General features: G+C 53.3%; 12 protein-coding genes. 7 read left to right on the forward strand and 5 right to left on the reverse strand.

The window, feature by feature from the left end; all coding sequences use genetic code 11:
• The first annotated feature begins 5 nt into the window (after positions 1-5).
• Entirely contained in the window at positions 6-965 is a 960-nt protein-coding gene (locus FN082_RS10810; protein WP_139540742.1) for a sugar kinase, read from the forward strand.
• Positions 965-2,017, forward strand: a complete 1,053-nt coding sequence (locus FN082_RS10815) for an aldose 1-epimerase family protein (RefSeq protein WP_139540741.1) — start codon at positions 965-967, stop codon at positions 2,015-2,017. The genes FN082_RS10810 and FN082_RS10815 overlap by 1 nt, the downstream gene beginning before the upstream one ends.
• Positions 2,018-2,095: 78 nt before the next feature.
• Here the strand turns inward: FN082_RS10815 and accC are convergent, their stop codons facing one another.
• From accC to acuI, 5 genes are all read right to left on the reverse strand, one after another.
• Positions 2,096-3,445 carry an acetyl-CoA carboxylase biotin carboxylase subunit gene (gene accC / locus FN082_RS10820; RefSeq protein ID WP_139540740.1) on the reverse strand — a complete coding sequence of 450 codons (1,350 nt, stop codon included), beginning with the start codon at positions 3,443-3,445 and terminating at the stop codon, positions 2,096-2,098.
• A 10-nt stretch (positions 3,446-3,455) separates the two neighbouring features.
• Entirely contained in the window at positions 3,456-3,929 is a 474-nt protein-coding gene (gene accB / locus FN082_RS10825; protein WP_142981552.1) for an acetyl-CoA carboxylase biotin carboxyl carrier protein, read from the reverse strand.
• 393 nt (positions 3,930-4,322) lie between these two features.
• Entirely contained in the window at positions 4,323-4,922 is a 600-nt protein-coding gene (msrQ, locus tag FN082_RS10830; RefSeq protein ID WP_142981553.1) for a protein-methionine-sulfoxide reductase heme-binding subunit MsrQ, read from the reverse strand.
• Positions 4,922-5,923, reverse strand: coding sequence for a protein-methionine-sulfoxide reductase catalytic subunit MsrP (gene msrP / locus FN082_RS10835; protein WP_139540737.1), 1,002 nt, complete (start codon positions 5,921-5,923; stop codon positions 4,922-4,924). Before msrP ends, msrQ begins: the two co-directional genes overlap by 1 nt.
• 77 nt (positions 5,924-6,000) lie before the next feature.
• The gene (acuI, locus tag FN082_RS10840; RefSeq protein WP_139540736.1) at positions 6,001-6,975 is read right to left on the reverse strand and encodes an acrylyl-CoA reductase (NADPH); all 975 of its coding nucleotides are present in this window, start codon (positions 6,973-6,975) and stop codon (positions 6,001-6,003) included.
• Between the two features lie 219 nt (positions 6,976-7,194).
• Between acuI and csrD the strand changes: the two genes are divergently transcribed.
• From csrD to FN082_RS10865, 5 genes are all read left to right on the forward strand, one after another.
• Positions 7,195-9,135: an RNase E specificity factor CsrD gene (csrD, locus tag FN082_RS10845; RefSeq protein WP_139540735.1), complete on the forward strand. Its 1,941-nt coding sequence runs from the start codon at positions 7,195-7,197 to the stop codon at positions 9,133-9,135.
• A 305-nt stretch (positions 9,136-9,440) separates the two neighbouring features.
• Complete coding sequence (gene mreB / locus FN082_RS10850) at positions 9,441-10,484, forward strand: rod shape-determining protein MreB (RefSeq protein WP_002918653.1); 1,044 nt, start codon at positions 9,441-9,443, stop codon at positions 10,482-10,484.
• A 70-nt stretch (positions 10,485-10,554) separates the two neighbouring features.
• Positions 10,555-11,541, forward strand: coding sequence for a rod shape-determining protein MreC (mreC, locus tag FN082_RS10855; protein ID WP_004106252.1), 987 nt, complete (start codon positions 10,555-10,557; stop codon positions 11,539-11,541).
• Complete coding sequence (gene mreD / locus FN082_RS10860; protein ID WP_004139709.1) at positions 11,541-12,029, forward strand: rod shape-determining protein MreD; 489 nt, start codon at positions 11,541-11,543, stop codon at positions 12,027-12,029. Before mreC ends, mreD begins: the two co-directional genes overlap by 1 nt.
• A 7-nt stretch (positions 12,030-12,036) precedes the next feature.
• Complete coding sequence (locus FN082_RS10865) at positions 12,037-12,618, forward strand: Maf family protein (RefSeq protein WP_139540734.1); 582 nt, start codon at positions 12,037-12,039, stop codon at positions 12,616-12,618.
• Positions 12,619-12,620 lie beyond the last annotated feature (2 nt).

A 12,620-nucleotide genomic window follows, 5' to 3' on the forward strand; every position in this document is an offset into this window, starting at 1 on the left:
ATTGTATGAGTAAAGTATTTACCATTGGAGAAATTCTGGTTGAAATCATGGCAGACCAGAAAGGCCAGCAGTTTGATCAAACCGGCGTCTGGAATGGCCCATATCCCAGCGGCGCACCGGCTATTTTCATCGACCAGGTTACGCGCTTCGGCGTTCCGTGTGGAATTATTAGCTGCGTAGGGAAAGATGGTTTTGGCGATATTAATATCAACCGCCTGGCAGCGGACGGTGTGGATATTCGGGGAATTTCCGTGCTACCGCTGGAAACGACCGGTAGCGCTTTTGTCACCTATCATGAGTCTGGCGATCGGGACTTTATATTTAATATTAAAAATGCCGCCTGTGGGAAACTATCGGCCAGCCATGTTGATAATGCACTGCTTCAGGACTGCACGCATTTTCATATTATGGGGTCCTCGCTCTTTTCGTTTCATATGGTTAATGCCGTAAAGAAAGCGGTGATGCTGGTCAAAGAGAATGGTGGCACAATCTCTTTCGACCCGAATATTCGTAAAGAGATGCTCGATATTCCAGAAATGCGTGATGCTTTGCATTTTGTATTAGAGCTGACGGATATTTATATGCCCAGTGAAGGTGAGGTGCTGCTGTTATCGCCGCATTCAACCCCGGAGAGAGCGATTGCAGGGTTCCTTGAGGACGGCGTGAAGGAAGTGATCGTCAAACGCGGCAGCAAGGGCGCGAGTTTCTGGTCCGCAACAGAGCAGTTTCATGTCGACAGTTATCCGGTAGAGGAAATTGACCCTACCGGCGCAGGAGATTGCTTCGGCGGCGCATATATTGCCTGTCGTCAGCTGGGTTACGATGTGCGGCAGGCTCTGCAATATGCGAACGCCTGCGGAGCGCTGGCGGTAACTCGCCGCGGCCCCATGGAGGGAACGTCGATGTTTGCGGAGATTACCGATTTTATTAACCACCACCACGCGATGGTACAGGAAGGCTGTTGATGAAAAATGCCAACGACATTCGCCCGTGGATTGGTCATCTTTCTCAGGTGGCGGGGATTAAACATTACGAACTATGTAGCGGTAAGGCGAAGGGAACGGAAGCTTTTGACGTCCGAACCGGCGCGGGGCTGGATTTTACGGTAGTGAAAGACCGGGCGTTGGATATTGCGTGGGCCAGCTACAAAGGCACTGCGCTCTCTTTCATCACCGCCAATGGCATGGTGGCACCAACCTTTTTTGACGCTCAGGGCAACGGTTTTTTACGCAGCTTTTATGCCGGGCTCTTAACCACCTGTGGACTGAGCTACATCGGCACGCCCTGCGAAGATGAAGGCGAAGCGCTAGGTCTGCATGGCCGCATCGCTGCTACGCCAGCCGAAGAGGTGGGCTATCGCACGGAGCAGACGGTTAACAGCATGGAATTTATTATTACCGGTAAAGTCCATGAAAGTCGGTTATTCGGGGAAAATCTGACGCTGGAAAGAACGATCCGCTGCGCTTATGGTAGCAATACGCTGTTTATCGAGGATAAGGTCACTAATAACGGCTTTACCGCCCAGCCGCTGCAAATTCTTTACCACTTTAACTACGGCTGGCCGCTGCTTTCGCCGGAGGCGGAAATTATTTTATCGGCTAAAAGCGTTACTCCGCGTAATTCCCGTGCGGCGGAAGGGCTGGCGGAACATTTGGTGATTAACGCACCGCAGCCCGGCTTTGAGGAGCAGGTTTACTATCTGACGCTGAACGGCGATAGCAAAGGGATGAGTAAAGTTGCGCTCATTAACCATCAGCTCGGCTGGGGGGTCTATGAGAAATTCGATACTCAGGTGCTGCCGAACTTCATTCAGTGGAAAAATCTGGGAGCAGGTGAATACGTGATGGGGCTGGAGGTAAGCAATAGTTTTCCTGATGGGCGCAGTACGGAACGTGAGGCGGGCCGTTTGCCGTTTATCCAGGCGGGTGAGACCAAACGATATTGCTTTGAGCTGGGGATCGTCGAAGGTGAAGCGGAGATTGCGGCATTAAGGGCGGAAATTGCCGACTATAGCTAGATATTGAATGTAAAAAAGGGAGGTTTTGGCCTCCCTTGTCGTTGATTGCGTCCGTCGTTACGTTGACGGACGAAAGCATTACTTCTCCTGCAACCCGAGCTTTTTCTCCAGATAGTGGATGTTGGTACCACCATGCTGGAAGTGCTCGTCGTTCATGATGCGGATCTGCAAATCGACGTTGGTTTTGATACCGTCGATAATCAGTTCCTGCAGCGCATTTTTCATACGCGCGATGGCCACATCACGGTTTTCACCGTAGCAGATAAGCTTGCCGATCATTGAGTCATAGTACGGAGGTACCGTGTAGCCTGCGTAGATATGAGACTCCCAGCGTACGCCAAACCCGCCCGGCGCGTGGAAGCGGGTAATTTTACCCGGGCTCGGCAGGAAGGTGTTCGGATCTTCGGCATTGATACGGCATTCCACCGCATGGCCTTTAACCGCCACTTCTTCTTGCTTGATAGACAGCGGTTGGCCCGCAGCGATACGCAGCTGCTCTTTGATCAGGTCAACACCGGTGATCATTTCGGTTACCGGGTGTTCAACCTGAATACGGGTGTTCATTTCAATGAAATAGAACTCGCCGTTTTCGAACAGGAACTCAAAAGTACCCGCGCCGCGATAGCCGATATCAACACACGCTTTGGAGCAACGTTCGCCGATATAGCGACGCAGTTCCGGCGTAATGCCTGGTGCCGGCGCTTCTTCTACGACTTTCTGGTGACGACGCTGCATAGAGCAGTCGCGTTCCGCCAGATAAATAGCGTTGCCCTGGCCGTCAGCCAGTACCTGGATCTCAATGTGACGAGGATTCTCCAGGTACTTCTCCATATAAACCATGTCGTTGTTGAAAGCCGCTTTCGCTTCCGCTTTGGTCATGGAGATGGATTGCGCCAGCTCGGCGTCGCTGCGCACAACGCGCATACCGCGACCGCCGCCGCCGCCGGAGGCTTTGATAATCACCGGATAACCGATGCGTTTCGCATGGGCGCGGTTAACGTCCATATCTTCGCCCAGCGGGCCGTCAGAACCCGGAACGGTCGGAACGCCTGCTTTTTTCATTGCGGTGATAGCGGACACTTTATCGCCCATCAGGCGGATTGTGTCAGCTTTCGGGCCGATAAAGATAAAGCCGGAGCGCTCAACCTGTTCAGCGAAGTTGGCGTTTTCGGACAGGAAACCATAGCCTGGGTGAATAGCTACCGCGCCAGTGATCTCAGCAGCGCTGATAATCGCCGGGATATTCAGATAGCTTTTTACGGACGGAGCCGGGCCGATACAGACCGTCTCATCCGCTAACAATACGTGTTTTAAATCGCGATCCGCCGTTGAGTGCACAGCAACGGTCTTGATGCCTAATTCTTTACAGGCACGCAGGATACGCAATGCAATCTCGCCACGGTTGGCGATAACAATTTTATCCAGCATGTTCGCCTCGTTATTCGATGACGACCAGTGGCTCGTCAAATTCTACCGGTTGACCACTTTCGACCAGAATGGCTTTCACCACGCCGGATTTATCGGCTTCGATCTGGTTCATCATTTTCATGGCTTCAACGATGCACAGGGTATCGCCCGCGTTAACTTTCTGACCGATTTCGATGAATGCTTTCGCGTCCGGGCTCGGGGTGCGGTAGAAAGTACCAACCATTGGGGAACGTACGATGTGACCACTGATTTCCGCTGCCGCAGGGGCTTCCATTGCTGGAGTTGCCGCCGGAGCGACAGCGTTAGACAGAGCTGGCTGCTGCTGCATCATTGGTGCAGAGTAAGCCTGTTGCATCACCGGGAAACCTGCATTTGGCGCAGAACGACTGATACGTACAGATTCTTCGCCTTCAGAAATTTCCAGTTCGGAGATGCCTGATTCTTCAACCAGCTCGATCAGTTTTTTTATCTTACGAATATCCATGAGTGGGTTCCGTACTCTTTGTTTAGTGTGATTGTGACAGGCGTGTTAGCACCGTCTGTAAAGCATATGAACTACTGCTACGAACAAGACGCCGCGTCTCTTTTGAGGTCGACATGTAAGCTCCGATAGTCTAGTAGCAAAATGCGGAACTTATCAGCCATCATGCGGCCATCTTCTGCCATTCTCGGGTAAAAAACAAAATATACCTTCGATGCGCGATTGTCACCTTTTCGGGACTCAAAAAGCCCGTCAGGAAAACCAAAGTCGCACATTATAACTATTTCGTAGCATTTGGCAGCTAAATACTGGTCTTATCAGGGAAGATTATCAACCGCTATCGTGTAAAGAGTCGCGGTTGATAAAAGATCTGCGGGAAACTGCACACATCCGAAATTAGCGCCACCACTGGCGGAACTTCTTGTATCGCCATGCTAAAACTAGGACCGCCAGCAGTGCATAGATTATCGGCTGCGGGGATAAAATCTTCACCGACCACAGGTAGTGAATCGGAGCGAGGATCGCGACAACATAGACGAAATTATGCAATGTTTGCCAACAGCGGCCCAATTTTCGCTGCATGGCTTGTGTTGACGTCACCGCCAGCGTCAGCAGAATCAACCAGCTTATTAAACCCAGCGTCAGATAAGGCCGGGTGAGTACTTCCGTGCCCAATAACGCCAGATTATTGATTCCGAGCTCGAGTAGCGTATAGCTGGTCAGATGCAGAGTCGCCCAGGCAAAGCACCATAGACCTAATAAGCGTCGGGTACGAATCAATAACGGCTGTTTAGCGTAGCGCGCCAGCGGCGAGACCAGCAAGGTCGCCAGCAGGAATTTCAGAGCCATCCTACCGGTAAAGTGTTGGATATCCTTTGCCGGATCGGCGCTGAAATACCCCTGATGTCCGGCCCAAAATAGCCAGATAAAAGGCAAAAAACCAGCCAGATTGAGAAGCACTTTCAGCCAGGTTATCTGCTTTACGTTCAGGCGCACTAGTAATTCTCCCGCAAATTCAGGCCCCGATAGAGCGATGCCACTTCATCAGCATAGCCGTTGAATAGCAGCGTCGGCTGGCGTTTGACATCCAGTACGCCGCCTGAGCCGATAAAACGCTCGGTGGCCTGCGACCAGCGAGGGTGATCGACGTGCGGATTAACGTTAGCGTAGAAACCATACTCATCGGGTCCGGCAAGGTTCCAGGTCGTCGGGGGACGCTCGCGGGTCAACTCGATGCTGACGATGGACTTAATCCCTTTAAAACCGTACTTCCATGGAACGGTAAGCCGAACCGGCGCGCCGTTTTGCGGGGGCAGCGCCTTACCGTACACGCCTACGGTAAGCAGAGTTAGAGGGTGCATGGCTTCATCGAGCCGCAATCCTTCAACATAAGGATACGCCAGGCCACCGCCGATAAAACGGTCCTTTTGACCGGGCATTTGCTCTGGGGCATAAAGCGTTTTGAATGCGACATAGCGTGCGTTGCTGGTGGGTTCGACCAGTGACAGTAATTTATGCAGCGGGAATCCGACCCACGGAACGACCATCGACCAGGCCTCTACGCAGCGCATTCGGTAAATTCGTTCTTCCAGAGGGAATCTGCTGGTCAGGTCGTCATGATCGAGCGTCAGCGGTTTTGCCACTTCGCCGCCGATCGTCAGCGTCCAGGGGTCAGTGACCAGGCTACCGGCATTCGCCGCCGGGTCGGCTTTATCCAGGCCAAACTCATAAAAGTTGTTGTAGCCGGAGACCTTATCTTCCGGCGTCAGCGTCAGATTGTTTTGCCACTGCATTGGTTTGTCGAAAGTCAGCGCTTTACCCGCAGGCGCCGGTGGGCGGTCGTTGCCTTTAAACCAATTCAGCAGGTCAGCTTGCGCAGAGGGTGAAAGGGACAGGGCGGTCGCGCTGATGCCTAGCATTTTCAGGACCTGGCGACGTTGCAGCATAAAAACGGATTCTGCCGTTACGTCGGCTTCCGTCAGTTTTTTGGGTTTCATGGCATCCTCCGTCATGCATTTTTCTAAGCATGACGGAGGCGGAGAGTTATCGCGAATATGTCACGAAAAATTGCAGATTAGGCGATCTTCACCAGCGTGCGGCCCTGGATCTGGTTAGCCATAATTTTATTGGCAAACTCAGGGGCCTCGGCGAGGGTAATTTCGGTTGCGCTTTGCGCATAGAAAGATTCCGGTAGATCGCGAACCAGCCGCTGCCATGCTTCAGCGCGGCGGGCGGGGGGAGTCATCACCGAATCAACGCCCTGCAGGCGCACGTTACGCAGAATAAACGGCATCACGGTCGTTGGCAGAGCAAAACCGCCCGCCAGGCCGCAGGCCGCGACGCAGCCGCCGTAGTTCATCTGCGCCAGCACTTTTGCCAGCACTTTATCGCCGACGGTATCAACGGCACCGGCCCAAAGCTGCTTTTCCAGCGGACGGGTTTCGGCGAACTCATCGCGGCTAAGGATGCGTTGAGCGCCAAGACTTTTCAGATATTCATGGGTACTTTCGCGCCCGGAAACCGCTGCCACCTTGTATCCCAGATGATGCAGCAGCGCGACTGCGGTGCTGCCAACGCCGCCGCTGGCCCCGGTGACCACGATTTCGCCATCTTCAGGACGAACCCCCGCGTCTTCCAGCGCCATTACGCACAGCATAGCGGTGAAGCCCGCGGTACCAATAGCCATTGCTTTACGCCCATCCAGGCCTTGAGGCATTGCAACCAGCCAGTCGCCTTTGACGCGAGCGCGCTCTGCCAGACCACCCCAGTGGTTTTCGCCAACGCCCCAGCCGGTCAACAGCACCTGCTGGCCCGCATGGAAACGCGGATCTTCGCTGCTGTGCACGGAACCAGCAAAGTCGATGCCAGGAATCATCGGAAAGTTACGGATGATTTTTCCTTTACCAGTGATAGCCAACGCATCTTTATAGTTGAGACTCGACCATTGGATATCCACTGTCACATCGCCCTGCGGCAGCTGGCTGGCGTCAATGGTTTGCACCGAAGAGAGAGTTTTGCCATCCTGCTGTTCTAAGATTAAAGCCTGCATGCGCCGGTCCTCATAGGTTGGATGATTGGAAAATTTTTTCTGCAGACTATACTCGCTAACGGCATTATTACACCGATGTAACGCAATAAATTGCCAGATACGCCAGCTTTGGTAGTATGCGTCGCTCTTTAGCAAGTTAGTGCTTACTTTAGCTTAGGCGCCAGCACAGGAGCCCGGATGTTTATCGGGTCGTCATTCACACGCGGAGTTAACACAGGGATGCGATTAACGACGAAATTCTCAGCCTTTGTCACGCTACTTACCAGCCTGACTATTTTTGTCACGCTGATTGGCGCTTCGCTGAGTTTTTATAATGGTATTCAGCTAAAAATGACCAACCGCGTTCAGGCGGTGGCGACGATGCTGGATAACCGGCTGGTCTCCATGTCTTTTGATCAGCTTGAACCGCAGATGGATGAGCTGATGACGCCGGTCGAAGTGGTACGTGTCGATTTCCAGCTTAATGGTAAATCGGCGTACAGCCATTCGCGTACCGATAACTATCGCCCCTTAGGCAGCAGTAATCAGTTCCGTAATATCACTGTCCCATCGCTTAAACATCCCGGTATGACCATTCATCTGGTTTATCTGGATCCGATGGCGAATTACTTCCGTTCATTACATGTCACCGCACCGCTGTCGATAGCCATCGGTTTTATGGTGCTGATTATCTTTTTTTCGGTGCGCTGGATCCGCCGCCAGCTCGCAGGCCAGGAGTTACTGGAACTGCGGGCCGTGCGTATTCTTAACGGCGAACGCGGACCGCAGGTGCGCGGTTCGGTACACGAATGGCCAACCAATACCAGCAGCGCGCTGGATATGCTGCTATCAGAACTCCAGTTTGCCAGCGATCAGCGCAGCCGTATGGATACGCTGATTCGTTCTTATGTTGCGCAAGATTCAAAAACCGGACTGAGTAACCGACTGTTCTTTGATAATCAGCTGACGACGCTGCTCGAAGATCAGGAAAAGGTAGGGTCGTATGGCATCGTCATGATGATCCGCTTGCCGGACTTCGATCTGCTGCGAGATAACTGGGGACGTGCCGCGACCGAAGAGCATTACTTTACGCTGATCAACATGCTTTCCACCTTTATTATGCGCTACCCCGGCGCGCTGCTGGCCCGCTATCACCGTAGCGATTTTGCCGTCCTGCTTCCTCATCGCACGTTAAAAGAGGCTGACAGCATTGCCGGATTGCTATTGAAAGCCATGGATGCCCTGCCGCCGACGCGAATTCTCGATCGTGACGATATGATGCATATCGGGATCTGTGCATTCCGCAGTGGGCAAACGGCGGCTCAGGTCATGGAGCATGCGGAAGCGGCGACGCGTAATGCAGTATTACAGGGCAGCAATAGCTGGGCTGTCTATGATGATTCTCTGCCGGAGAAAGGGCGCGGAAACGTTCGCTGGCGTACGCTTATCGAGCAAATGCTAAGCCGCGGCGGGCCGCGACTCTACCAGAAACCTGCCGTTACCCGTGATGGTCGCGTGCACCATCGTGAGCTAATGTGCCGTCTCTATGATGGTAAGGAAGAGGTGATTGCGGCGGAATATATGCCGATGGTGTTGCAGTTCGGCTTAGCGGAAGAGTATGACCGGTTGCAAATAACCCGGCTGATGCCGTTTTTAGGCTTCTGGCCAGAAGAAAACCTTGCGCTACAGATCACCGTTGAGTCGTTGATCCGCCCCCGATTCCAGCGTTGGCTGCGCGATACTTTGATGCAATGCGAAAAATCGCAACGTCGGCGTATTATTTTTGAACTTGCGGAGGCGGATGTTTGTCAATATATCGGCCGCCTGCAGCCTGTTATGCGGTTGATTAATGCTTTAGGTATTCGGGTTGCTGTTGTTCAGGCGGGTCTGACGCTGGTTGGAACCAGCTGGATTAAGCAACTTGACGTTGAAGTGATTAAGCTGCATTCGGGGTTATCACGAAATATAGAAAAACGCAGTGAGAATCAGCTATTGGTCCAGAGTCTGGTAGAAGCCTGTAAAGGAATGCCGATTCAGGTTTTCGCGACTGGCGTACTCAGCCGGAGCGAGTGGCAGGTACTGTCCCAATGCGGTGTCACCGGTGGTCAGGGGGAATTTTTTGCCGCCTCACAACCACTTGACACAAATGTGAAAAAATATTCGCAAAGATACTCTGTTTGATCTGCCGTTTGGCGTGATTTCACGTAGAATAATGCGCGCCATAGTGATGGGGGTGTGCTTGTCTACCTGCCGGATTGTCGCAATGTAAATGCCAGTGAATGACCTTTGACAGGTTGCAGATTCAAGCGCGGAGCGCTGCTGAAGATATCGGCATCGGACGGACTCAGTCAAATTTGTAACAAAGGTAACGAACTGCACTAATTTTCACCGCAGCAGATGATTTTTGCGCCTTGTCGCTGCTGCGCGTGGTTGGTAAAGTAAGCGGATTTTGTTTTCCGCCCCAGCTTTCAGGATTATCCCTTAGTATGTTAAAAAAATTTCGTGGCATGTTTTCCAATGACCTGTCCATTGACCTGGGTACCGCGAATACCCTGATTTATGTAAAAGGACAAGGCATCGTATTGAATGAGCCTTCCGTTGTGGCCATTCGTCAGGATCGTGCCGGATCGCCGAAAAGCGTCGCCGCTGTTGGTCATGAAGCGAAGCAGATGCTTGGGCGTACACCGGGCAACATAGCAGCTATTCGCCCAATGAAAGACGGCGTTATCGCCGACTTCTTCGTTACCGAAAAAATGCTCCAGCACTTTATTAAGCAAGTGCACAGTAATAGCTTTATGCGTCCGAGCCCGCGCGTGCTGGTCTGCGTACCGGTTGGCGCGACTCAGGTTGAGCGTCGCGCTATTCGCGAATCCGCGCAGGGCGCAGGCGCTCGTGAAGTTTTCCTGATTGAAGAACCGATGGCTGCTGCGATTGGCGCAGGCCTGCCGGTCTCTGAAGCAACCGGTTCTATGGTTGTAGATATCGGCGGCGGTACCACTGAAGTCGCGGTTATCTCCCTGAACGGTGTGGTTTACTCCTCTTCCGTACGTATCGGCGGCGACCGTTTTGACGAAGCCGTGATTAATTATGTGCGCCGTAACTATGGCTCCCTGATCGGCGAAGCCACCGCAGAACGTATCAAGCACGAAATTGGCTCTGCTTATCCGGGTGATGAAGTTCGCGAAATCGAAGTTCGCGGCCGTAACCTGGCGGAAGGCGTACCACGCGGCTTTACTCTGAATTCAAACGAAATCCTCGAAGCGCTGCAGGAACCGTTGACCGGTATCGTTAGCGCGGTGATGGTTGCCCTGGAACAGTGTCCGCCGGAACTGGCTTCCGATATCTCCGAACGCGGTATGGTTCTGACCGGCGGTGGCGCTCTGCTGCGCAACCTCGACCGTCTGTTAATGGAAGAGACAGGAATTCCTGTCGTAGTTGCAGAAGATCCACTGACCTGCGTCGCTCGTGGCGGCGGTAAGGCACTGGAAATGATCGATATGCACGGCGGCGACTTGTTCAGCGAAGAGTAGTCAGCCTGAGATCAGGGTGGCTGATTTACGGCTGCCCCGGTCTTAACTGACACGAGAATACGCATAGCCTATGAAGCCAATTTTTAGCCGTGGCCCGTCGCTACAGATTCGCCTTATTCTGGCGGTTTTGGTGGCGCTTGGCGTGATAATCGCCGATAGCCGCCTGGGTACGTTCAGTCAAATTCGAACGTACATGGATACTGCCGTCAGCCCTTTCTACTTTGTCTCTAATGGTCCCCGGGAACTGCTTGATAGCGTCTCGCAAACGCTGGCCACCCGCGACCAGCTTGAACTGGAAAACCGCGCGCTGCGTCAGGAGCTGTTGCTGAAGAACAGCGACTTACTGATGCTGGGGCAATACAAACAGGAGAACGCGCGTCTGCGCGAGCTGCTGGGCTCTCCGCTGCGTCAGGACGAGCAAAAAATGGTGACTCAGGTCATCTCAACGGTTAACGATCCCTACAGCGATCAGGTTGTTATCGATAAAGGCAGCGTTAACGGCGTTTATGAAGGCCAGCCGGTCATCAGCGATAAGGGCGTTGTCGGTCAAGTGGTCGCGGTCGCGAAACTGACCAGCCGCGTGCTGCTAATTTGCGATGCAACGCACGCGTTGCCGATTCAGGTACTGCGTAACGATATTCGCGTGATTGCTGCCGGTAATGGTTGTACTGACGATCTGCAGCTGGAGCATTTGCCGGCCAATACCGATATTCGCGTAGGCGATGTCCTGGTGACTTCGGGTCTTGGCGGCCGCTTCCCTGAAGGGTATCCGGTTGGCGTGGTCTCGTCCGTGAAGCTGGATACGCAGCGCGCGTATACGGTGATTCAGGCGCGTCCGACTGCCGGTCTTCAGCGTTTACGTTATCTGCTGCTGCTGTGGGGAGCCGATCGCAACGGCGCGAATCCGATGACGCCGGAAGAGGTTCATCGCGTGGCGAATGAGCGCTTGATGCAGATGATGCCGCAGGTTCTGCCTGCTCCGGATGCGATGGGGCCGCAGATGCCGGCACCGGCAACCGGTATGCCTCAGCAACCTCTGCCTGCAGGGGGGCAATAGTGGCAAGTTACCGTAGCCAGGGACGCTGGGTTATCTGGCTCTCGTTTCTTATCGCACTATTGCTACAGATTATGCCCTGGCCGGCGGACATTAGCGTTTACCGGCCAAATTGGGTATTACTTATCCTGTTGTACTGGATCCTCGCGCTACCTCACCGGGTTAACGTCGGCACGGGCTTTGTGATGGGCGCAATTCTCGATCTTATCAGCGGTTCGACGCTCGGCGTTCGCGCACTATCATTAAGTATCGTGGCTTATCTGGTTGCGCTGAAATATCAACTGTTCCGCAATCTGGCGCTCTGGCAACAGGCGCTGGTGGTGGTCATGTTATCCCTCGCCGTGGATATCATTGTTTTCTGGGCAGAGTTTTTAGTGATCAACGTCTCTTTCCGTCCAGAAGTGTTCTGGAGTAGTGTAGTAAACGGTGTGCTCTGGCCATGGATCTTCCTGCTGATGCGTAAAGTGCGCCAGCAGTTTGCGGTGCAATAAGGTTGATATGACGACTCTGTATCTTGCTTCTGGTTCCCCGCGTCGGCAGGAACTACTGACCCAGCTTGGGCTCTCTTTTGAACGTGTGGTTCCCGGTATTGAGGAACAACGCCAACCGCAGGAGAGCGCCCAGCAGTATGTTGCCCGACTGGCGCGTGAGAAAGCGCAGGCTGGCGTGGCTCTGGCACCGCTTGACCTCCCTGTTTTAGGGGCGGATACCATTGTCATCCTCAACGGTGAAGTGCTGGAAAAGCCGCGTGATGCCGCACACGCTGCAGAGATGCTGCGTATGCTTTCCGGGAAAACGCATCAGGTTATGACCGCCGTCGCGTTGGCCGACAGGCAGCAGACGCTGGATTGCCTGGTGGTGACGGAAGTGACCTTCCGTGTACTCTCAGGGCAGGATATCGCCGACTATGTTGCCAGCGGCGAACCTTTAGATAAAGCAGGCGCATACGGTATTCAGGGGCTGGGTGGCTGTTTCGTCAGGAAGATAAATGGCAGCTATCACGCCGTAGTTGGCTTACCGCTGGTGGAAACGTATGAGTTGCTGAGTAACTTTAACTCACTGCGTGAAGAAAAGGGATAAAG

It is taken from the genome of Klebsiella spallanzanii (genome assembly GCF_902158555.1).
Classification (GTDB): Bacteria; Pseudomonadota; Gammaproteobacteria; order Enterobacterales; family Enterobacteriaceae; genus Klebsiella; species Klebsiella spallanzanii.